20 protein-coding genes are annotated in these 22,082 nt (G+C 68.0%); 6 read left to right on the plus strand and 14 right to left on the minus strand.

Annotated elements, in window-relative coordinates:
- Position 1: 1 nt before the first annotated feature.
- From DMB37_RS29525 to DMB37_RS29545, 5 genes are all read right to left on the minus strand, one after another.
- Positions 2-1,306, minus strand: a complete 1,305-nt coding sequence (locus DMB37_RS29525; protein ID WP_135235477.1) for a hypothetical protein — start codon at positions 1,304-1,306, stop codon at positions 2-4.
- Positions 1,303-1,692, minus strand: coding sequence for a hypothetical protein (locus DMB37_RS29530; protein ID WP_135235478.1), 390 nt, complete (start codon positions 1,690-1,692; stop codon positions 1,303-1,305). Before DMB37_RS29530 ends, DMB37_RS29525 begins: the two co-directional genes overlap by 4 nt.
- A 2-nt stretch (positions 1,693-1,694) precedes the next feature.
- Positions 1,695-2,297, minus strand: a complete 603-nt coding sequence (locus DMB37_RS29535; protein WP_167768974.1) for a DUF3558 domain-containing protein — start codon at positions 2,295-2,297, stop codon at positions 1,695-1,697.
- A gap of 191 nt (positions 2,298-2,488) precedes the next feature.
- Positions 2,489-3,304: a hypothetical protein gene (locus tag DMB37_RS29540; RefSeq protein WP_107654784.1), complete on the minus strand. Its 816-nt coding sequence runs from the start codon at positions 3,302-3,304 to the stop codon at positions 2,489-2,491.
- Between the two features lie 191 nt (positions 3,305-3,495).
- A complete protein-coding gene (locus tag DMB37_RS29545; protein ID WP_135235480.1) occupies positions 3,496-3,873 on the minus strand; it encodes a nuclear transport factor 2 family protein in 378 nt (125 codons plus the stop codon).
- Positions 3,874-4,413: 540 nt separating this feature from the next.
- Here DMB37_RS29545 and mihF point away from each other — a divergent pair.
- Entirely contained in the window at positions 4,414-4,728 is a 315-nt protein-coding gene (mihF, locus tag DMB37_RS29550) for an integration host factor, actinobacterial type (protein ID WP_029895202.1), read from the plus strand.
- Between the two features lie 194 nt (positions 4,729-4,922).
- Here mihF and DMB37_RS29555 read toward each other — a convergent pair whose 3' ends face one another.
- The 4 genes from DMB37_RS29555 to DMB37_RS29570 all read right to left on the minus strand — a co-directional run bounded on the left by DMB37_RS29555 (position 4,923) and on the right by DMB37_RS29570 (position 9,291).
- Positions 4,923-5,438 (minus strand): hypothetical protein, encoded by a 516-nt coding sequence (locus DMB37_RS29555; protein WP_135235481.1) that lies wholly within the window; start codon positions 5,436-5,438, stop codon positions 4,923-4,925.
- A 112-nt stretch (positions 5,439-5,550) separates the two neighbouring features.
- Positions 5,551-6,081: a hypothetical protein gene (locus DMB37_RS29560; protein WP_206055031.1), complete on the minus strand. Its 531-nt coding sequence runs from the start codon at positions 6,079-6,081 to the stop codon at positions 5,551-5,553.
- An 80-nt stretch (positions 6,082-6,161) separates the two neighbouring features.
- Entirely contained in the window at positions 6,162-7,001 is an 840-nt protein-coding gene (gene fdhD, locus DMB37_RS29565; RefSeq protein WP_107654787.1) for a formate dehydrogenase accessory sulfurtransferase FdhD, read from the minus strand.
- The gene (locus DMB37_RS29570) at positions 6,994-9,291 is read right to left on the minus strand and encodes an FdhF/YdeP family oxidoreductase (RefSeq protein ID WP_135235482.1); all 2,298 of its coding nucleotides are present in this window, start codon (positions 9,289-9,291) and stop codon (positions 6,994-6,996) included. Before DMB37_RS29570 ends, fdhD begins: the two co-directional genes overlap by 8 nt.
- Before the next feature lie 379 nt (positions 9,292-9,670).
- On the opposite strand from DMB37_RS29570, the gene DMB37_RS29575 reads away from it, so the two are divergent.
- Genes DMB37_RS29575 through DMB37_RS29585 form a run of 3 tightly spaced genes read left to right on the plus strand, consistent with a single transcriptional unit; the run spans position 9,671 to position 14,123 of the window.
- Complete coding sequence (locus DMB37_RS29575; RefSeq protein WP_135235483.1) at positions 9,671-10,789, plus strand: hypothetical protein; 1,119 nt, start codon at positions 9,671-9,673, stop codon at positions 10,787-10,789.
- Positions 10,786-11,625, plus strand: coding sequence for a hypothetical protein (locus tag DMB37_RS29580; RefSeq protein WP_135235484.1), 840 nt, complete (start codon positions 10,786-10,788; stop codon positions 11,623-11,625). Before DMB37_RS29575 ends, DMB37_RS29580 begins: the two co-directional genes overlap by 4 nt.
- Positions 11,622-14,123, plus strand: a complete 2,502-nt coding sequence (locus DMB37_RS29585; protein WP_135235485.1) for a serine/threonine-protein kinase — start codon at positions 11,622-11,624, stop codon at positions 14,121-14,123. Before DMB37_RS29580 ends, DMB37_RS29585 begins: the two co-directional genes overlap by 4 nt.
- Positions 14,124-14,435: 312 nt before the next feature.
- Here the strand turns inward: DMB37_RS29585 and DMB37_RS29590 are convergent, their stop codons facing one another.
- The 3 genes from DMB37_RS29590 to DMB37_RS29600 form a co-directional block, all read right to left on the minus strand.
- Positions 14,436-15,770: an FHA domain-containing protein gene (locus DMB37_RS29590; protein WP_135235486.1), complete on the minus strand. Its 1,335-nt coding sequence runs from the start codon at positions 15,768-15,770 to the stop codon at positions 14,436-14,438.
- Positions 15,771-16,124: 354 nt separating this feature from the next.
- The gene (locus tag DMB37_RS29595; RefSeq protein WP_135235487.1) at positions 16,125-16,961 is read right to left on the minus strand and encodes an SDR family oxidoreductase; all 837 of its coding nucleotides are present in this window, start codon (positions 16,959-16,961) and stop codon (positions 16,125-16,127) included.
- A 70-nt stretch (positions 16,962-17,031) separates the two neighbouring features.
- A complete protein-coding gene (locus DMB37_RS29600; RefSeq protein ID WP_206055032.1) occupies positions 17,032-18,447 on the minus strand; it encodes an MFS transporter in 1,416 nt (471 codons plus the stop codon).
- Positions 18,448-18,645: 198 nt separating this feature from the next.
- Here DMB37_RS29600 and DMB37_RS29605 point away from each other — a divergent pair, with 198 nt between their 5' ends.
- Together DMB37_RS29605 and DMB37_RS29610 are read left to right on the plus strand one after the other, a co-directional pair.
- Complete coding sequence (locus DMB37_RS29605) at positions 18,646-19,317, plus strand: TetR/AcrR family transcriptional regulator (protein WP_135235488.1); 672 nt, start codon at positions 18,646-18,648, stop codon at positions 19,315-19,317.
- 106 nt (positions 19,318-19,423) lie between these two features.
- The gene (locus DMB37_RS29610) at positions 19,424-19,879 is read left to right on the plus strand and encodes a GNAT family N-acetyltransferase (protein ID WP_135235489.1); all 456 of its coding nucleotides are present in this window, start codon (positions 19,424-19,426) and stop codon (positions 19,877-19,879) included.
- On the opposite strand, the gene DMB37_RS29615 is transcribed toward DMB37_RS29610, so the two are convergent.
- A complete protein-coding gene (locus DMB37_RS29615; protein ID WP_135235490.1) occupies positions 19,876-21,426 on the minus strand; it encodes a glycerol-3-phosphate dehydrogenase/oxidase in 1,551 nt (516 codons plus the stop codon). The genes DMB37_RS29610 and DMB37_RS29615 overlap by 4 nt on opposite strands.
- Positions 21,423-22,043: a TetR/AcrR family transcriptional regulator gene (locus DMB37_RS29620; RefSeq protein WP_135235491.1), complete on the minus strand. Its 621-nt coding sequence runs from the start codon at positions 22,041-22,043 to the stop codon at positions 21,423-21,425. The genes DMB37_RS29615 and DMB37_RS29620 overlap by 4 nt, the downstream gene beginning before the upstream one ends.
- Between the last annotated feature and the right edge of the window lie 39 nt (positions 22,044-22,082).

A 22,082-nucleotide genomic window follows, 5' to 3' on the forward strand; every position in this document is an offset into this window, starting at 1 on the left:
CTCAGTTTTCCCCGATCACCGGGGGAACAGCTTTGGTCGGTTCGCCGAGGAGTTCTTCGGACCAATCTCGGATCAAGTAATCCTTGGTCTGATGTGTGTTTTCCTCGTCGTCCTGCTTGCCTGCGGCACCGGCCATCGGCATGCCGCTCATTCCGGGGCGTCCAGCGGCGCCGGTGCTTGTCCCGGTGCGGGCGGCCGCTGGGGCCACAGTCCCGGGCTGCTGGGGACTTCCCGGGATGCTCCGGCCCGGAGCGGGCGTGCCGGGAGTGCTCGGACTTCCAGGGCTGCCGGGACTGCCCGGCGAACGAGTAGTGGCCGGGCTACCCGGCGCGGTGCTGCGGCTGGGTACCGGAGTTCCCGGAGTCGTTGTGGTGCTCGGAGTGTTCGGGTTCGGCGTGCCGGCCGGAGTGGTGTTCGAAGGCGACGTGGGATTGGTTGCCTGCGTGGTGGATTGCGGTGTCGTCGTGCCGGCCGGATTGGTCTGCGGGTTCTGGTCTGCGGGCTGGGTGGACGAGTTCGGATCCTGCTTCGGATCCGCGGCCTGGTTCTCGGCAGACGTCGGATGTTCCTGCTTCGACGGATCGCCCGTGGCGGAGGACGTCGTCGGACCGGAGGAAGTCGACGGGGGAGCCGCTGATTGATCCGGATTGTTCACCAGCGTCGGCGAGTTCGGTACCACCGGAACACCATTGTCGGTCTGGTTCGCGACCTGCCAGTACACCGTGCGCAGCACCCGCCGCGCCTCCGCGGTTGCCTCGGTCTGGTTGTGGTCGTCGACCTTCAGCACACCCTCGCTGGGCAGCGTCTTGCCGCGGAGGTCGGGACTGCTGTCGCTGGCGCGAGGCATCAGCGCTTGCGTTTGATGGAGACCGGTGTACAGCTCGTTGAGCTTCACCGAGATGAGTTCGGTTGCGAGGGTGAGTTGTTGCGACTGTTCGACGTACTTGTTGACCGATTGGACCGCCTCTTTCGCGGCACCGCCTTCCCAGCCGTTGGCGATTGTCGCCTTGATCGCGTCGCCGAACGTGTGCGACTTCTCTCGGAAGGTGGCGCTGATGCTCTGCCACATTTGGGACGCTTCCCAAGCCTGGGCGGGTTTCATCGCCTCGACCTTGGCGACCAGATCCTGCAGTGTGCCGGTCTCGATCACGAACAGGTCCTCGCCGGGGTTGGCGATCGACGGTGGGTCGTAGCCCGCCTCGATATTCTGCGCGAGCTTGCTGCGGTGCGAATAGAGAGCGGTGCGATCGTCGTTCCACTGCTGCTGAGCGGCGATGATGCGGGCTCGATAGTCGTCCTGGCTCATGAGCCGTCCTCCCCAAGGACGTTGATGGCCGCGAGGTTCTGGCTGTTGGACACGTCGACCGATTGGTAGTTCGCCATAGCTGTGGCGAAGACCTGGCGCATCAGTTGAACTTCTTCGATGTGCGTTTCCAAGGACTGGTTCAGAGAACTGTCTGCACCGGATGCCTTTCGGGAGAACTTCATTTCAAGGATCGGGCCGGACGGCATCGCCCCGAATCCTGTAACCCGCTCGACGCGCCGAGCTTGGCGTCGCACACCGTCGAGCTCATTCAGGTAGTTCTGGCACTGTGCGTCGAGGTCCTTGCCGACGTCCGGGCTCAGTCGCAGCTCACCTGTGTTGGCTTGATCCAACAGCCGCTGCCATTCGGTAACGCCCTCTCGAGCCATCGTCAGCTCCCCCCGGGAAGAAACTTGCTGAGTTCATTGGCATTTCGCAGTGCTTCATCGCACGGCACGCCGAGTTTTCCGATCGAGTACCGGGTTGTCAGGTAAAAGCTGACCGATCCGGGCTTTCCGCCCTGCGGCACTTGGAGGGCAACCGTGCAATCCAGGCCTTTGTCGTCATCTGCATCCAGAAACCGCAAGGCGGGTCGGCCGGCGACCGTGAGTGTCTCGAAGTCCCGAAGATCCGTGCGCTGCCGGAACTGATCCAGGGTCACCTCTCCGGACATAACGGCCAGGTCATACCAGCCTGACCCGGCGGCCTGCCAACCGCACACCTGCCATCCGGTTGGGTCGATGCCGGCGACATCCTTTTCCTTGGTCTCTGGTTTCAGGCCTGTCGATCGCAACGCATCGTCGGACAGTTGGGTGCAGGGATCCCAGAGGGCCGTATCGGCTGCCTTCGAACCCGACGGCTTCGCAGTGGCACTCGCCGAACTCTGCCCACTACTAGTAGGCACCCCATCCGTCGACTTCTCACACCCCGCCAACACCAACCCGACACCCACGACCAGCGCGATCCCCTGCAGCCTGTTCCCCCTGCTGGTCATCCGTTCCCCTAACCGCCGGTGCCTGAAATCCATCCGAGGTGGATGCGTCCCGGTGCCCACCCCCGTTACCTGCGCAAACCGTACCGCCGACCCTGCGCGACCCGCAACAACATGTGCCGATCCGGGTACCTGGTCGGTACTTCTCACAAAGACCAGGCGCGGCGGTCCCCCTACCGCCGTCTACCTGACGACTACCCGCGCGTCGCGCCGAGCAGCGTGCTGTCGTGCATCGGCCGCGGCCGATCAGGATTCTCGCGGATGTGCTCGGTGGCCCGAGTGATTGCTTGGCTGTATCGCGCACTGGCCGCATTGTGCGTCAGCAGCGCGACACCGATCATCATCGGTGCGACCGCGTGCACGCCGGCGTCGAACCACCGTGCGTCCTTGACGTGCGGGTAGGTGTTCAACCCGACAGTCAGTGCGAGCAGCACGATTTCGGCGGAGACGACCTGGCGGCGGCTGTTCAGCACGCCCCATTCGGAGAGTTTGGTGGTGCCGATCATGATGATGACCAGGCAGACGCTGATCATCGCCTCGACCAGGTAGCTGAACCAGTACAGCGGGTCGGTGATGCCGTCGGGCGCGATGTTGTGCTGCACGTTGACCGCCGACCACAGCATGCCCGCGATCACCACGCCCGCGAGCGCGCGCAGCGACCAGGCACGATGCCGGTAGAGCGAGGCGAGCTGGGCGTGCGGGCTGGATTCGCGGCGCTGGGCGGCGATGGCTTTGCGCGCCATCAGCAGGTCGCGGATGTCGGCCTTTTCGATGGCTTCTTTGGTCTGCCTGGCGCGGTCGGCGGCGGCGGAGACGGCTTCGGCGTACTTCCAGCGCTGCCCGCGGTCCTGGGTGCGGATGCGTTCGGCCAGTTCACGCTCGGCCTCCAGCTCGTCCTCGGCCAGGGCCTCGGTGAGCGCGGGATCGAACTGGTAGGCCAGCCGGCCGCGGGCCCGCTCGACCCGCCTGGCCAACTGCGCGACATCGTCGAAGGGGTGTTCCTCGGGCATGCGGCTCCAAAAGTGGATGGGCGGAACGGAACTCGACAAATCGGGAGATGCCGGGCTGCCCGATCACCGGGAGCTGGGTAGTAGCTCGCTGCGAGGGTAGCGGACAGGAGGCATCGACACCTACTCTTCATAGTCGATTCCGCGCGCCGAGGACACGCTGAAGCGCTATCTGCGCCGAAAAACCCGGCGAGTCACTCGGGTTCGATCGCCATGTCTTCCTGACTCCAGAAGGCGCGCATGCGCACGATCTTGCCTTCGTCGTCGAATTCCATCACGTCGATGGGGGAGAGGGTGAAGCGCTGACCGCCGACCCGGGTGACGACGGTGAACATGAACGCCGCCTCGTTGCCCGCGATGCGGATGGTCTCGGGCCGCAGTTCGGTCTCCCGGTCGAGCGCGGCGAGCACGTCGTAGAACTCCCGGATGGCGGCGTGCCCGTGCCGAACGGGGGTGCCGACGGGATCTTCGACGGTCGCGTCGGGGGCGTAGAGCTCGACGACGGCTTCAGTCGGCCCGGAACCGACCAGTTTCACGTACTGCTCGACCACGTCGCGGATCTGCTTGGCCATCGGAACTCCTGCCGAATTGGAACCTGTTCTAGTTCGGCAGCGTAGCAGCACAGCGGCGGGGGCGGTCAAGGATCGGTTCCGCGCTGTCGTTGCGCTGTCCACGGCGATCGATGTGGCTCGGGCCGTGGGGAATCCCCCCGAAAGTTACCTGCCCCCGTTTCCGCTGTGCTGTTGTCAGCATCCTCGCAATGGGACACGGTGACGACCGGAAAACCCCGCTCGCGCCCGGTGCCGGGGATCGTCATTGATCCCCCGTGGCTCGCCGTTGAACCTTTATCCCGCGCTGATGCTTTCGTTAATTCTGTCGCGCTGACCGGGCGCGGCGTTACCGACTGGACGCATTCGGTCCGGTCAGCGGACCGAGGGCGGTTTTCGTCCTTTTTGCCCGCTGATTACTGCGTTCGGCGGCGCGGAGCCAGGAAACTCATCGCTAACTCCGCCGAACCGATCCCGGTGTGTCGGCCTTGCGCTGCCGGTGAAGTGCTGTTTACTCGGTCCGGTCAACCAGATGTTCGAGTGACGAGTGGAAGCGGAGGAGACATGGCACTGCCTACCATGACCGCGGAGCAGCGCACTGAAGCGTTGGCCAAAGCGGCAGCGGTCCGCAAGGCGCGCTCCGAACTGATCGGCAAGGTGAAGGCGGGCAAGGTTTCGGTCGCCGACCTGCTGAAGAAGGCCGACTCTGATGAGCTGGTCAAGAAGACGAAGGTCGCCGCGGTGATCAAGGCTCTGCCCGGCGTCGGACCGGTGAAGGCTGCCAAGCTGATGGATCAGGCGGAGATCCCGGAGGATCGTCGGATCGGCGGGCTCGGCGCACGTCAGCGTGCGGCGCTGCTCGACGCCCTGAAGGACTGAACTAGCAAACAGTTCGCGGTTGATCTAACCGGGGAACGAATACTCACGTCGGTGGCGCGGCTCTGCCTCGCGAAGGACCGCCTGCTCGCGGTCCGGACGGCGTAGCTCAGCCCCCAGCCGCACAGACAATGCAAACGCCCCACAGCGCCTAGCCGGGTTGTGGGGCGTTGTCGTCGGTCGAACGGGTCGATCGATCAGACGATGCGGAGCCCGAGAATCGGCAGTTCGCCGTGCTGGGCTTGGCCCATGGCGCAGGCCGCGGCCAGGGTGGCGGCGTTGACCGGTCCCAGATCCATGACGATCTGCCCGCCCGCGCCGGGGCCGCTCTCGATAGTCAGCGTGTTGGTCGCGGGAGCGCCGAAGCCGCCGGGCACGTGGAACGGGCCGGACACGGCGCTGACCTCACCGTTGGACCACGTCACCGTGCCATCGACCTGACCGTTGATATCCATGCAGCTCGCGGCACCGGTGAACTGCGCGTCGATCGTGGCATCGTGCGTGGGTGTGCCCTGGCAGCCCGAAAGGTTGCCACGGACTCCGGCGTTGACCGGCATCGATTGGAAGCCGATCGGATCGGTGTCGTAGTAGACCGTGCCGCCGCCACATGAGGCGTTCATCGATTCGGCTGCCACTTGACTGCCGATGGCCAGCGGGGCGCCGGCTGCTGCGAGGACCATGGCCAGCGCCGCGATGTTGCGAGAGAGTGTCATCGTGAACTCCTTCTCCTTGGCTCGTTGGAAGACCGGGGTGAAGCAGTGCTCGACGGCAGTACCCCCACTCGGCCGGCGCAATCCACGGCGGGTGGGCCGGGGTTGGCGCCGCTCAGCGGCGGCGACGCGGGAACCGGACGTGCACCGGCGCGGGATCGGTCATCGGGATATCACCGCGTGGGGGTAGCAGCAGGCAGGCGAGGCCGAGGGCGATGAGCAGGGCTGCGGCAATGAGGCTGAGGGAGAGGCTGGCGGCGTTCATATCGGCAGGCTGGTGGAAGGCGTGATAGACGAAGTGCGGCAGGCTGAAGGTCAGCCAGCCGATACCAGCCAGGCGGGCCGCCGCGGTGCTGTTGAGGACCAGCGCGCCGATGGTCACCGCGGTGAGCGCCAGGAAGAAAGCGCCGACATCAGCCGCGAGATGATGGTTGAACGGGCCGTCGGGCGAGATCCATTGCATGCCGAAGCCGGGAAAGCTGGTGTACCAGGAGTGCGGCGCGAAGGTCGCCCACAGGCCGATGACGGCACCCTGTACGGCAAGGACTAACAAGACGATCCGGGTGGCCAGCAGGCGACGGCGGTGCTGTTCGAACCGCATCCGGACGCGTAAGCCCTCTTGGGTACCTTCCACTGAAAACCGCATCGGTCTCTCCGTTCCCGCCCGAACTGCTCCGACTACGTGCTGTCACGGTAAAGCGGACATCCGGTACGGGCAAGGGGTGATCAGGCCAGCCGCGGTTTCCGGTTCGGCGAGGCGGTGATCCGGCCTCCGTGGGTGTAGACGTTCATCGTCTCGCCACGCAGGAAACCGGCCAGTGTCAGTCCCGCCTCCGCGGCGAGATCGACGGCGAGTGAACTGGGGGCGGAGACGGCGCCGAGCATCCCGATGCCCGCCATCACCGCCTTCTGCACCAGCTCGAAGGAGGCGCGGCCGCTGACGATGAGCACCAGATCCCGTGCGGGGACGCGGTTTTGGCGCAGTGCCCAGCCGATCACCTTGTCCACGGCGTTGTGCCTGCCGATATCCTCGCGCACCGCCAGCGCGGTGCCGTCCGGCGCGAACAGCCCGGCCGCGTGCAGACCGCCGGTCGCCTCGAACAGGGATTGGTTGCTGCGCAAGGTATCCGGCATCCCCGCGAGCACCTGGGTGTCCACCACCGGCCCGCCCTCAGCGATGGGATACCTCGAGAGCGTACGGACCTCGTCGAGCGCGGTCTTGCCGCACAGCCCGCACGCACCGGTGGACAGGAAACTGCGGGTACGCACCGGCACCGCGGTGCGCAGGGTGAGGTCGAGGACGTTGTAGGTTTGGCGACCGTCGTCGTCGGTGCCCGTGCAGTAGCGGGCCGCCGTGATCTCCTCGGCGACGCCGATCATGCCCTCGCTCAACAGGAATCCGTGCACCAGGTCGACATCGTTACCGGGAGTTCGCATGGTGACGGCCAGGGATTGGCCGCCGATCCGGATCTCCAGCGGCTCTTCCACGGCGAGCGTGTCGGGGCGCTGGATCTCACCCGACGGGGAGATCCGGCGCGTTCTGCGGCGGGCGGTGACTCTACTCATCAGTGGTCCGCTCGAGTCTGATGGTGACCGACTTGGACACCGGGGTGTTCGACCGTGCCGCGACATGGTCAAGGGGGACAAGGGGATTGGTTTCAGGATAGTAGGCCGCGGCATTACCGCGCGGGGTCGGGTACGCGACGAGCCGGAAACCCTTGACGCTGCGCTCGGTACCGTCGGTCCACTCCGAAATCACATCGACGAGTTCGTCTTCCGCGAAACCGAGCGCGGTGATGTCCTCGGGGTGCACGAGCACCACCTTGCGACCGCCGTGCACGCCGCGGTAGCGGTCGTCCAGGCCGTAGATGGTGGTGTTGTACTGATCGTGGCTACGCAGCGTCTGCAGGATCAGCCTGCCCTCGGGGACCGGGGTCCAGCTGAGCTCGTTCACCGCAAAATTGGCTTTGCCGGTGCTGGTGCGGAATTCGCGGCTGTCCCGGGGCGGGTGCGGTAGCACGAAGCCGTTGCGGGCGCGGACCCGGGTGTTGTAGTCGGCACAGCCGGGCACGACCCGGGAGATCGCGTCGCGGATGGTGTCGTAGTCGCACCGGAACTTTGCCCACGGGACCGGATGGTCCGCGCCGAACAGGGTCAGCGCGAGATCGCAGACGATGGCGACCTCGCTGCGCAGGTGCTTGCTCACCGGCGTGAGCCGCCCGGTCGACAAGTGCACCATCGACATCGAATCCTCCACCGACACCTGCTGTTTGCGGCCGTCGCGCAGATCCTGATCGGTGCGGCCGAGGGTAGGCAGGATCAGCGCGGTCTTGCCGTGCACGACATGACTGCGATTCAGTTTGGTGGAAATCTGCACGGTCAGTGCGCAATTGCGCAACGCGGCCTCGGTCACCGCGGTATCCGGCGTCGCCGAGACGAAGTTGCCACCCATCCCGACGAACACCGACGCGCGGCCGTCCCGCATGGCGCGGATGGCGTCGACTGTGTCGAGGCCGTGCTTACGCGGGCTGGTGATGCCGAATTCCTGGTCCAGGGCGTCGAGGAACGCGTCCGGCATCTTCTCCCAGATGCCCATGGTGCGGTCGCCCTGCACGTTCGAATGCCCGCGCACCGGGCAGACACCCGCGCCCGGTTTGCCGATCATCCCGCGCAACAGCAGCAGGTTCGTCGCCTCCTCGATAGTGGCGACGCCGTGCGCCTGCTGGGTGAGGCCCATGGCCCAGCAGATGATGATGCTCTTCGCCTCGGCCATTTGCTTTGCGGTGCGGTCCAATTCGGCTCGAGTCAGGCCCGTCGCCGCCAGCACGGTGTCGAAATCGACCGCGCGAACCTGCTTTTCGTACTCGGCGAAGCCGGCGCAATGCTCGTCGACGAACTCCCGGTCCACCACCGTGCCCGGCGCGCGGTCCTCGGCCTCGAACAGCAGCCTGCCGAGGGCCTGGAACAACGCCATGTCGCCGCCGAGGCGGATCTGCAGGAAGTGGTCGGCGATGGACACGCCGGTGGTGAAACCCTTGACCGTCTGCGGGTCACGGAAGCCGAGCAGCCCGGTCTCCGGCAGCGGGTTGATCGCAATGATCTTGGCGCCCTCGGTTTTGGCGTTCGCCAGCGCGCTGAGCATGCGCGGATGATTGGTGCCCGGGTTCTGGCCCGCGACGATGATCAAATCCGCGGCGGCGAAGTCGTCGATCGAGACCGAACCCTTGCCGATGCCGATCGAGCTGATCAGCGCGGCACCCGAGGACTCGTGGCACATGTTCGAACAGTCCGGCAGATTGTTGGTGCCGTAACTGCGAACCAGCAGCTGATAGAGGAACGCGGTTTCGTTGCTGGTGCGGCCGGAGGTGTAGAAGACAGCCTCGTCCGGAGAAGTCAAGGCGCCCAAGTGATCCGCGACGATGCGGTAGGCGTCGTCCCAGGCGATGCGGGAATAGTGGGTGTCGCCGGGGCGCAGCACCATCGGATGTGTCAGCCTGCCCTGCTGGCCGAGCCAGTACCCCGACTTGTCCGCCAGCTCGTCGATCGAGTGCGCGGCGAAGAACTCCGGGGTGACCGTGCGCAGCGTCGCCTCCTCGGCGACCGCCTTCGCACCGTTCTCACAGAACTCGGCCGGGCGGCGATGACCGGTCGGCTCCGGCCAGGCACAGCCGGGGCAGTCGAAACCGTGCACCTGATTGACCCGCGCGAGGGTGCGAGCGGTGCGAATCACGCCCATCTCGCTGACCGCACGCTGCAACGACACCGCGACCGCGGTGACACCCGCAGCCTGCTCTTTCGGCGCGGTCACGCTCAGGGCGGACTCGTCGATGTCCTCGGTCGGACCGTTACGGTGCATAGTTCGTATTGTCCTCTTCGCGGTGTCTGAGTCGGGCAGGGGACCAGCTACTTCGATGGTATGCACTCGCGGCGATGCGGGTGCGGAACACGCTGGTTGCCCGCGCTGACCATAACGGGCGTGCGGAGTCCGGGTGCATCCCCAGATCTCGCGCGGGCGCAGGACGGTAATCCCCGAGGTCGGCTCGTCGGAGTTGGCTCCGCGTTGGCGCACACGGCCTTACGATGCTAGGGATCGCACGCACGATGGGCGCGGTCGTACAGAGTCCGTCAGCGCACCGGGCAGGGTCGGCGCGCGGGCGGCGGTATGCCTAGCGAGAGCATGGCCGATGGGGACGCTGGCACCAGCTGCTTCGCGTGCCGGCGCAGCGCGTCGGCAGGTGAGACAGCGGCGTGCGGGTCGGGTGCTGCTGGGGGCAATCCTGTGTGGAGGTGTGCTGGCCGGGTTGCCGGGGGCGCCCGCAGCAGGGGATTCGAATTCGGTAGCGGTGGTCGAGGACGCGCAACGGCTGCCGCCGATATCGGGACCGTGGGACGGCTTCGTCGGGCGTTACGCGCCCGCGCTGCTGGATAGCGGGGTAGACGAGGGCGTCGAGCCGGGTGATCGGCCGCAGGCGATGGTTCCGGTGCGGCAGCCGTCGAGCCCGCTACCGCCGCCGCCGGATGATGGCGGTGGGACCCGTGACGGGACGGGTGCGCCCGCTCCGCGGCAGGAGGGCAACGGTGGCAGAGACGCGCCGCCACCGCAGGATGGCAGTGGGACGCATGACGGGCCCGTTTCGCCCGGCAGAGCGGTGCCGCCGCCTCGGCCGCCCGATCCGTGCGGTGGGTCCGATGGGCCGACCTGTCCGCCGGTGCCGCCGTCGAGTAGACCGAGGCCGCCGGATATTACGACGCCGCCGACCACGCCACCGGAGGTCACCACGCCGCCGATCACACCGCCGGATGTGGTGATCCCGCCGCTGCCCGAGGTTTTGCTTCCACCGCCGCCACCCCCACCGCCCCCACCCCCGGAAGTCGTCGACCCGCCGCCTACGCCGGATGTTGTTGCGCCACCGAGGAATCCGGTCCGCACCCCGGCGGTTGAGCCGCCGGTGCCCGAGCCGCTGCCGCCGCCACCTCCTCGATTACCCCCTGCCGCAATGGATCTCACGCCGTCGGCGGTCGGCCCCGGGGTCGGTGTCACGGCCAGTGGTCACGGCTGTGAGCCGGGGGCACCGGTCGATGTCGCGATCGGTGATGTCGCCGTAGGTAAGACCGTGGCCGGGGCGGACGGTGCGTTCGAGGTGTCGTTGGCCACCGGTGCGATGGACATCGGCAGACATCAGGTGACGGCGAAGTGCGGGCGCACCCTGGCGGCGCCGTTGGATGTGGTGCTGGTCGGCAGCATCGGGTCGGGGACGTCGACGCTGACCGTGATTCTGTTCTTCCTTGTGCTCGGCGGGTGGTACTACTGCCATCGCCTCGTGTCGCATCTACCCGCTCGGAGGGGCGAATGAGCGGTGGTTTCCAAGGCATTCGGGCTGTCGTCTGGCCGGTGCTGTTGCTGCTCGCGCTGCTGTGGCCTGCGGCGCAGGCGGGCGCGAAGCCCGACGGGGTCGACATGTCCGCGAACTTCGATGGGCGCGATATCGCGGGGACGTCGGTGGCGAAGCCGTTGCGGCTCGAGCCGGACAGCACGGTTCGCGTCGCGATCGAGTTGACGAACAATACGAGCGAGCCGTTGGAGATCCGGCACGTCGATCTCGCCGGGCGGGTGCTCGGATTGAGCTTCTTCTCGTACTCCACCGCTGTCGAATTGACCATTGCGCCAGGGAAATCCGAGTCGTTGCGGTATCGGCTGGAGTTGCGTGGGCTGGCCGGGCAGGCAACCGGGCTGATCGGCGGTGAACTCGCGGTGTATGGAGCGAGCGGTACTGCGGTGGCCGAGATTCCCTTGGTCACCGATGTGCGCGGGTCGTTGTGGTCGGTTTACGGGTTTTTCGGGATCGCGTTGGCGGTTTTGACCGCACTGGCCATTGCGGACGCCGCGTTGGCCATTGCCCGGCACCGACTTTCGGCCAACCGCTGGCAGCGCGGGCTGCGGTTGCTCGCGCCGGGACTCGGGATCGGACTGGTGTTCGCGTTCACCGCGTCGGTGGCGCGGTGGTGGGTGCCGGATACGAGTTTGTGGCTGGCGTTCGCGGGAACGACAGCCGCCGTGGCTTTCCTGCTCGGCTACGCGTCGCCGACGCCGGAACCGGACGAGGACGACGACGTGGATGCCGATGCCGATACCGACGAGATCGCCGACGCCCCCGCCTACCGCCTGCCTGCCGGAGGATCGGCGTCGTGACCGAGCAGGACGAACTGGTGCGGGCTGCCTTGCCCGCCTACGACATCGGCGCCGAACTCGGCCGGGGCGGGTGCGGGGTGGTGCTCGCGGGCACGCATCGCAGGCTGGGCAGGCCGGTCGCGATCAAGCAGATCCCGCCGCAGTTCGCGCACGACGAGCAGGTCCGGCGGCGGTTCGTCGCGGAGGCTCGCGTACTCGCGGCGATCGACCATCCGCACGTGGTGCGGGTTTTCGACTATCTGGAGCACGGTGAGCTCTGCCTGCTGGTGATGGAGTATCTGCCGGGCGGCACGGTGGGCGAGCGGTTCGCCACGGACGGTTACGATTCCGCGACCGCCGTCGCGATCGCGCTGTCCTGCGCGGCGGGATTGGCCGCCGCACATCGGCATCGGGTGCTGCACCGTGACGTGAAGCCGGCGAATCTGATGTTCGCGGCGGGCGGGGCGATCAAGCTCACCGACTTCGGTATCGCCAAGATCGTCGGTGGCGACGAGACGTGGGTGACCAAGGCGGGCGACATCATCGGTACGCCGTCCTACATCGCGCCGGAGCAGGCACGGGGGCAACAGCTTTCGCCCGCCACGGATGTGTACGCGCTGGCGACGATGCTCTATCAGCTGCTGTCGGGGGTGTTGCCGTTCCCGCCGGGTGACGGTCCGCTGGCCATGTTGTTCGCGCATGCCTTCGATGAGCCGATCCCGCTGAGTGCGGTCGCTCCTGGCGTGCCGGAACCGATCGCCGCCGTGGTGATGCAGGGGTTGGCAACCGATCCCGCGGATCGCTTCGATACCGCCGAGTCCTTCGGTATCGCGCTCGCGCAGCCTGCCGCCTACTGCTGGGGACAGGATTGGCTTACGCCCGTGGGTATTCCGGTGATCGGCGCGGACACGATCGTTGCCGCCGCCACCGGAAGTGGGCGGATGTCGAGCCGGGGATCTGTTCGGCACCGCCGCACACCACCGGTCACCCCTGGACCACGACCTGGTGTCCAACCGTATTCAGCGGGCGGAACATCGCTGTCACCCAGCGGGACTGGCGGAGCTGCTGGATCAACCAGCTCGCTTTCTAGCGAAACTGGCTCGGACTCCGGTGGAACCAGCGCACCCTCTGGCGGAAACGCCCCGCCCTTCGGCAGGACCGGGCCGCACCCTGGTGAAACCGGACCTCGCCCTGGCGGAACTGCTCCGCCGAATGCCTATGGAACTCCACCGCCGTTTCGACCGGCAATGCCCAGCGGGCCGCGGGAGCCAAGCGGTCCATCGGGATCGGCCGCGTCCGGCACACCTTCGGAGCGCGGTACGCCGTCGGACACGGAGTCCCTGTCTGCGGATCGGACATTCGGTGCTGCTCCGCCGACCGCGCCTTGGTTTCCTGGCGGGGCATCGAAATCCGCTGCGCCACCCGAGGGATCCGGTGGCGCACCACCGTTCGGGCCCGCGCTGGACAGTGCGCCGTGGTCGACGGCCGGATCGACGGGGACTGCTCCGCCAACTGTGCCGTGGTATCCGGCCGGATCTCGGCCTGAGGGTGGTACCCGTCCGCCGACTGATCCGCGACCGGTGGGCGGTCATCCAGTGGCAGGTCGGCCTTCAGGTGCGGTCCCTCCGGCTGGGGCTCGGTCGCCGGTAGGGCCTGCGGCACAGGCGCAGGGCGCGATGCCGTTTCGTGGACCGGTGACTCGGGTGCGGCCGTTGCAGCCGATGCCCGACAACGGGGCACGGCTGGCCGAGATCGATCGACGGGACCTGGTGCTCATCCAGGAAGTCGTCAGCTTCGAGTCGCCGCGGGTGCCGTTCGCCGTTGCCGCGGTCCTCGCGATTGCGGCAGTGGTGTTGATGGTCTCGGGGTTCGGTCGGTCATCGATCGGTGGTGACCTGGCGCCGGGCGCGGTCACCCTCGGTGGGGTCGATCCGGCCACGACACCCGTCGAAGTCGATCTGACGAAGCCGGTCCCGTTGCGCGTCAATGGGATCGATGCGGACGCCGCTTCGCTGAAGGTGACGCTGCTCGGTGTACCGCTCGTCGGCGAAGTCGTGCCGTTCATACCGGGTGAGCCAGGGGCCATTCTGCCCGCGCCGGTCAATCAGTACGTGATGGCGGGGCACCTCACCGGTGAGCTCGTCCTGTTGCGGAACAACAGCGAAATCGCCACCGAGCGAGTGGAAATGCAGGCCGTCCAACGCCCGGCGACCACCGTCACGGCCGCGAGCGTCGTCCTGCTCGCCCTGTTCTCCCTCGCCTACCTCGAGTCGAACATGCGCCGGTTACGCAGGGGCCGCGGTGGATTCGCCAACAGTGTCGGCCTGATGATCAGTGCCGCCCTGCTCGCCGTCGCCCTCGTTGGCGGTGCCTGGATCCTCCTCGGCCACCCACCGGCAATAGCGACCACCGCAGGCTCCGCCGCCCTCGCCGCCGCCGCAGGCCTGGCAGCGTCCTTCGGTGCCCGCCGAATCGGCAAGCGCCGCCGCTATCTTCGCCGCGTCCGCCGTCAACGATAAGGCGGCTGCCGGGGCGGTCGTAGTCGCCGCGTCCGCTGTCAGCGATGAGCCGGTTGCCAGGGGTGGCGGTAATCGCTGCACCGCTCCCATCAAAGACGAGTCGGCCGTGGCGCTAGTCGTTACGCGCCGCGCCTGCTGTCAGCGATGAGTCGGCTGTCGCGGTGGCCTATCGCCGCGTCCGCTGTCACCCATGAGTCGGCCGCCGCGGTGGTCGTAATCACTGTGCCCTCCACAACGACGAGGCCGCTGGCTTGGTGGGCGTAACCGACTGTGCCGAAACCGCATTCGCGGCAGCTCACGCCAATGCGCGCGTCACTCGGATTCGCGGCGGTCGCCGTCCGTCTCGTCAGTGCCGCGGTAGGTGATCACTCGATCGCTGATGCGGACGCTCCAGCCGGGGCGGAGTTCGGTGGGGGAGGTGCCGATTCGGGTCCACTGGTCGGTGCCGGGCGGGGCGATGAAGGTGCCGGAGGTGGCGGCGGCGTCGCGGACGAAGACCTTGCCGCGGTCGACCGAGACGTAGGCGTGTACGCGGGAGACGTGGCGATCGCGTTGGATCACGATGGGCGCGGCGGTGGCGGAGCGGACGGAGTCGTCGGCCTGCGGGCCGCGGCCGATGACGTAGGGGCGGTCCAGCGGATAGGCCGCGCCGTTCTCGAGGATCAGGTTGCCGACGGCCTGGTCCGGTTCGGCGGCTGGGCGGACGATCCGGGCGACGCGATCGGCCGAGGTCTTGTGCAGCGCAACAGGTTCGGGTCGTGGCCCGGGGTGGTGGGTTTGTGACCAGGCGAGTGGACGGTCCGCCGCGGGACGGTTGCCGATGGGCGGCCGCGGCCGCATGCGTGGCCGCGCTGATTCCGACGGCTGGCTCGTGGTGGCGGTCGCGGCGCGGTTGGACGTGGGTGCGGGAGCCGACGAGGACTGAGCCGCGCCGGACCGGGTAGCCGAGGGGCTCCGGTCGGCCGGCGATGCCCGGACGACCGACGACACGCTCGCGGCCGCCGCGGTATCGGCGGGAGAAACCGTGGCAGCCGGCGCGTCGACCGCCACATCGGCACCGGTGGGCTCGGGTGTGGCGGCGAATCCGGCGGCGGCGGTCGGCGGCGGCTCGGCTGCCGAGCCGCCGGCGGACGGGCGGGGTGCCGCGGCACTCTTGGCCGCTTTGCCCGCACGCTTGAGCGCGACATTCAGGACGAAGCCACCACCGGGGACCACGCCAGCGCGCAGATCGGTGCGCGGCAATGCTTTCAGCGGTTTGCCGATGTCCGTGCCGACGGTGATCCGGCGCAGCGGTTCGCGCACGATCTCGTCCACCCAGGTGAACGCGCGCGACCCATCCAGGCGTCTGGTCCCCTCCGCACCGCTGATCTCGGCGAAGACCGGTCCGCGCAGCAGGATCAGGGTGCCGTCGTCGGTCGGGGCGACCACGCCGAACGGCGGCGTCTCGGACGTGCTGCCGAAAACCACGGCGGCCAGCCGTTGCGCGAGCGCCGCGCCGGGATGCGCGGCCTCCGCGACCGCCTCGATCGCGCCGAGGATCCGGTCCGTGGAGGCGGTTTCCCCAGCCAGATAGACGACTACGCCGCCGAAGCGCGCGACGAGGCCGTCACCCTGCGCGATACCAACGGTGGATGATTTGCTGCGCATCCGCGCCCTCCTTCCCGGCGCACTACCGACATTCGAAGCCAGCATAGAGCGTGTGCGCGGGGTGGATCGGCGCGCCGAGGGGCTGCGGGGCTACGTCCGGGCACATCGGAGCTACCGATCGGAAGAATCTGCCGACCGCTGAATCCGCCAGTGCCGCCACGATTCTGGTCGGTCTGTCGGCGCCGGGCACGCTACAGGCGGTGGTGGTGTTCGTCTTATTCGGTCCGGGGCGTAAGTGTGGCGACCGTCTCGCCGACACCCGGTTCGAGTACCGGCCCGCGCGTGCCGTCGATCGGCGCAAACGTTTCCGACAGCCGGAGGTGCGGCTGTCGGAAACGGATCAGTTGCCCGAGTTCACCCGGTGAACAGAGCTGCATTCTCCTCGAGCCAGCTGGTGAAGGTACGGGCCGGACGCCCGGTGAGGGTGCTGACATCGTCGGTGATCGGATTCGGCACACCGTCGCAGCGACGCCAGTACGCAAGCAGACCGTCGGCGAGGTGACCGGGAATGTACTCGGCCATTTGCTGTTTCCACGCTTCGGGAGTCACGTGGTCGACGGCGATGGAGCGGCCGATGACCTGGCCGACGCGGTCGAGCTGCTCGGTGAAGGTGAGGGTCTCGGGTCCGGTCAGGTGGTACTGGCCGCCCCGCGAGTCCGGCTCGGTGAGCAGGGTGTGCGCGGCCTCGGCGATATCGAGCTCGTGGATCGGATCGCCGTAGGCGTTCGGGTACGGCAGGCGGACCGGCTGGCCTGCCTTGATCGCCCAGGCCCAACTACGGGCATTGCCGGCGAAGGCACCCGGGCGCAGCATGCTGACGGTCATCGGGGCGGCGGCGAGTCCGAGCTCCGCGTCGAGATGCGATTTCGCGACCGGGTTGGTCGCGGCGTCGGGATCGAGCACCGAGGACGAGGACAGCAGGACGATGTGCTCGACACCAGCTTCGGTTGCGGCGGTGACGAATTCGCTGATGGTTGCGCCCTCCGCGTACAGGAATACCGAGGTGACTGTGGCGAGGGCCGCGGGAAAGGTCGTCGGATCGGTCAGATCACAGGCGACCGTCGGCACGTCCGCGGGAACTCGGAGCCGCTCGGGGTGGGCGGATCCGACACGCACGGCGAGGCCGTCGGCGCGCAGCAGGTCGAGCAGGTTGGTAGCGACCGCGCCGCGACCGCCGGTTACGAGAATCATGAGAAGTCCTTGGTGAGTAGTGAATTGGGTCCGCCGCTGGAAGCCACTGGCGGACAGGCACATCGGCGGGTCAGTGCTCGGCCGGTGCGTTGCGCGGCAGTAGCCGGACCAATGCGCAACAGATGACGGTGCCGACGGCGACCAGCACCGAACTGACGATCAATGCGTGCGCCTGCCCCGAACCCACGGTGTGGAAGTACACCGTGGTGACGGCGGCCGCGCCGATGGCATTCGCGAGTTGTTGTACGGCAGTGAGAGACCCACTGGCACTGCCGGTTTCAGCCTGCTCGATATCGCCGATGGTGACCTGGTAGACGGTGCCGAAGCAGGTGCCCATGCCGAGCCCGAGGATGAAGACGGGCACGGCGAGCGCCCACGGATGGACGGTTGTTCCCGCGCTCAGTGCGAGCGCGAGCAGCAGGCCGATGCCGGACAAGGTGATCAGCAGCCCGATCAAGATGAGATTGCGGCCGAGCCGGGCGATGAACTGGTGCGCCGCGATCGAGGCGAGCACGATCCCCACGGCTAGCGGCGCGAGGCCGAGCGCGGCACCGGTCGGGCGGTAGCCGAGGCCGGTTTGCAGGAACAGCGACAGCACATAGAGCAATCCGGACACCGCGGCGAAGAACACCAGTCCGAGCAGCAGTCCCGAAGTGAAGCCCCGGTTCTGGAACAGTGTCGGCCGGATCAGCGGTTCCGCGGCCGTCAGCTGCCGCCGGACGAACAGGCCGAAGCAGACCAGACTGCCGAGGAGGCAGCCCAGCGGCAGCACGGTCCAGCCGTTGGCCGCACCGTGGATGAGCCCGAACAGCGCACCGAACATGGCGGCGCCGAGCAGACCCGCGCCGAGCCCGTCGATGGCGACGGTGCGGTCACCGGAGTCGGGCGGCAGCAGGCGGTAAGCGGCGGCGAACGCGGCACCACCCAGCCCGATATTGATCAGGAACATGGCGCGCCAACCGAGGCCGAACAGATCGGCGTCGATCAGCAAGCCGGCCAGGATCGGCCCGCCCACCGCGGACAGGCCCAGGGCAGGTCCGAAGACGCTGAACGCCTTGCCCAGTTGTTCGCGCGGGAACACCGCGGTGAGGATGCCGAAACCCTGCGGGATGAGCAGCGCGCCGAACGCCCCTTGGACCAGGCGGGCCACGATGATCGAGACCGGATCGACGGCCAGGCCGCAGGCGACCGAGGCGACGGTGAACCCGGCGAGCCCGATCAGGAACAGGCGGCGCTTACCGAAGCGATCGCCGAGCCGGCCGCCGACGACGAGCAGCACGCCGAGCGCGAGGGCGTAGCTCGCGCCGAGCCACTGGATCAAAGCCTGGCCGCCGTGCAGGTCCGCGGCGATTGTCGGCGCGGCGATGTTGGTGATCGTCGCGTCGAGCAGGTCGAGGACGGCGGCCGCGAGGATGACCGCGAGTATGGCCCACCTGCGGCTGTTGACCTGGGTATTCGCCGCAGTGGACTGAGTGGGGATGGACACGGGACACCTCCTTCGAGGTGGAGCGGAGAGTGGTCGAACTTCGATCGTTACGAACGATGTTCGTTGGGAAGACGGTAGGAGACGAACGCTGTTCGTGTCAAACGACGTTCGTTCAACGCGTATGCTCGGCATCATGAGCGAGCGCGGACAGCGAGCAGCGAACCAGGTGGTTTCGGCGCGGCGGATCGAGGCGCGGTCATGAATTCAGCGCCGGTCAGCCGCCGAGCTCGTCCGGCGAAGGCACCGCTCAGCCGCGACGTGATCATCGAAACCGGCCTGCGCGTTCTCGATCAGGACGGCCAGGCCGCGCTGACCATGCGCCGCGTCGCCCAGGAGCTCGACACCGGCGCGGCCTCGCTCTACGTCTACGTCGCCAACCGCGACGACCTGATGGCCGCCATGCTCGACCACGTGCTCGGCACGATCGAGGAACCGACCGGCGGCACCTGGCGCGAACGACTGTTCGCCCTGGTCGAGTCGGCGGTCACCGTGATGAGCCGGCACGAGGGACTGGCGCTCGTCGCGCTCGGGGCGATCCCGACCGGGACGAACGCACTCGTGCTCGTCGACCGGATGCTGGCACTGCTCGCCGAGGGCGGCGTGGACGAGCGCACCAACTCGTGGGCCGTCGACCTGCTGTTCCTGCACATCACCGCGGTCGCCGCCGAACAGAGCGCCTACAACACCAAAGGGATGCGCGCCGAGGCGCACCTCGCCGAGGTCCGCGAGCGCTTCGCCGCGCTGCCGGCCGAGCGCTATCCGATGATCGTGGCCCTGGGCGACACCATGATGTCCGGCGAGGGGGACCAGCGTGCCCGATGGGCGCTTCGGGTGCTGATCGAGGGCATTCTCGCCACGCCCGCCACCTGATCTCTATGATGCGAAGGTGTCCGTGATCCGACCGGCGACCGAGGACGACTTGCCAGTCCTGCAGGATATCGAGATCGCAGCGGGTAGACCGTTTGCGGAAATCGGTATGACAGCCGTGGCGGAGGATGAACCGCCGCCTTTAGAAACCTTGCGCGAGTTCCAGCGCGCCGGACGCGCGTGGGTCTGGACCGACGACGGCGACCACCCGATCGGCTACCTGGTCCTCGGCGTCGTCGACCAGATGGCGCACATCGATCAGGTGTCGGTGCACCCCGACCACCGGGGCCGCCGGATCGGCAAGCAGCTCATCGACCACGCGGTGTTCTGGGCCAAAGACCATGGCATGCAGTCGATCACCCTCACCACCTTTGTCGACGTCGCCTGGAACGGCCCGTACTACGAGCGCCTCGGCTTCCGCTACCTCTCCGAAGAGGAGCAGACACCAGGTCTGCACGCCATCCGCGCCGCCGAAGCCGCCCACGGCCTCGACGGCTGGCCGCGTGCCACCATGTGCGCCGATATCGACTCGTGGACGTTCGACGGGTCCGTCACGGAAACCTAGGTGGCCGGTGCGAGCGCGGCCATCGCGGCCGGGGTCGCGGCCGCGCGGTCTTCGGCGATCAGGCCGATCCGGGTGCGGCGGTCGAGCAGGTCGTCGGCGTCGAGTGCGCCCTCGTGGGTGACGGCGAAGTGGAATTCCGCCGCGGTGACGTCTATTCCGGGCGCCACCGGTTGGGCCAGTGCCGGGTTGCGTTGGGTGGCAGCGAGAACGGCCGCTGCTTCGCTGCCGTAACGGTCGATCAGCACCGGAGGCGCGTCGATGCGGTCGCGCGCGGCGCCGGAAACCGCGCCTACCAACGGAAGTCGTTTGGTACGGCAGGGGCCTGCGGTCAGTCCGGCGTGGGTGACGGCCGCGTCGATGACGTCCTCGGCCATCTGGCGGTAGGTGGTGAGTTTGCCGCCGACGATGGTGATGACCCCGGTGGGGGAGTGTAGGACCGCATGCTTGCGGGAGATGTCGGCGGTGCTGTCGTCGGCGGTCTTCAGCAGTGGACGCAGGCCTGCGTAGGTGCCGCGGATGTCGGCGCGGGTCAACGGCTCACGGAGCGCGGTGTTGATGGTGTCGAGCAGAAAATCGATCTCGGTCTCGGCGGGTTTCGGCTCGTCCGGGACCGGGCCGGGGGCGTCCTCGTCGGTCAGGCCCAGGTACACGCGGCCGTGCGCGGCGGGGAAGGCGAAGACGAAACGGCTGGTGCTGCCCGGCACCGGGACGGTCAGCGAGGCGGTGAGCCCGCCGAACGACGCGGCGTCGAACACCAGGTGGGTGCCGCGGCTGGGGCGCAACTCGATGCTGGGGTCGACCTCGTCGGCCCACACGCCGGTGGCGTTGACGACGGCGCGGGCGCGTACGGACATGGTCGCACCGGTCAGGGTGTCCCGGAGGCGAGCCGAATTGCCATTCACGTCAAGGGCTTCCACGCGGGTGAGCACCGTCGCGCCGTGCGCGGCCGCGGTGCGCGCCAAGGCGACCACCAGGCGGGCGTCGTCGACGAGCTGACCGTCCCACGACTGGAGGCCGCCGCGCAGCCCGTCGCGGCGCACGGTCGGTGCAAGCCGCAGTGCCTCGGCGGCCGCGACCCGGCGGGACCGGGGCAGGATCGCGGCCGGGGTGCCCGCACCGCGGCGCAGCGCGTCACCCGCCAGGAAACCCACCCGCACCAGCGCGCTCTGCGCGGCTCCGATGCCGGGCAGCAACGGCACCAGCTGCGGCAGCGGGCGGACCAGATGCGGTGCCGTGGTGCGGATCAGAATGCCGCGCTCCACCGCGCTTTCGTGCGCGATGCCGACCTGACCGCTGGCCAGATACCGCAACCCGCCGTGCACCAGCTTCGAACTCCACCGGCTGGTACCGAACGCGAGGTCGTGCCGCTCCACCAGCACGGTGCGCAGCCCGCGGGCCACCGCGTCGAGCGCGGCGCCGACGCCGGTGACGCCGCCGCCGATCACCAGTACGTCGATCTCGCCCCCGTCACCGAGCTGCCGCAGCTCCCTGGTGCGGCGTTCCGCGTTCAGGGCCGAGTCGCCGGTGACAACCGAATTCCTGGTCATCGCAATGCCTTTCCGAGGTCGGTGCCGTGCCGATCGGCCGGTACGAGATAGCCGTCGAGTGCGTGGGACAGCTCCGTGTCCAGGTCGGCTCCGGCGAGCAGTGGTTCGACCGTGCCTGCCGACTGGACCGCGGATTGCGCGATCAGCAGGAGCATGGTGGCCAGTTGCTCGGGGTCGCCGTCGCGAATCGACCCGTCCTGCTGGCCTTCTCGAATGCCCGCGGCGAACAGCTCGAGCAAAGCGCGCTGGTTGCGGCCGAGGCGGCCGAAGACATAGGTGAGCATCAGGTCGGTGTCGGCGCGGAAGATCTTGCCGAACAACGGGTTCGAGCGAACCTTCGCGGCTCCCGCGACGATGCCGGTGACCAGCCGGGTGCGGCCGGGCCCTCCGGTGGGCATGGTGGCCGCGACGATCGCGCGCAGCTCGCGGACCAGCAGCTCGGCGACCAGCGCCCCGGTGTCGGGCCAGCGTCGGTAGACGGTCGGCCTGCTGACGCCCGCGCGCCGGGCCACCTCGGTGAGCGTGGTGCGGCGCACGCCGAACTCCGCCACGCAGCGGCGGGCGGCCTCCAGGATCGCGAGATCGATGGCGGAAAGCGGGTCGTCGGGAGCGGTCAAAGGTTCACCTCGGTGAGGTCGGCTCGTTACTGCTTGACA

Origin of the sequence: Nocardia sp. CS682 (assembly GCF_004634405.1) — a bacterium.
In the GTDB taxonomy this organism is placed as follows: Bacteria; Actinomycetota; Actinomycetes; order Mycobacteriales; family Mycobacteriaceae; genus Nocardia; species Nocardia ninae.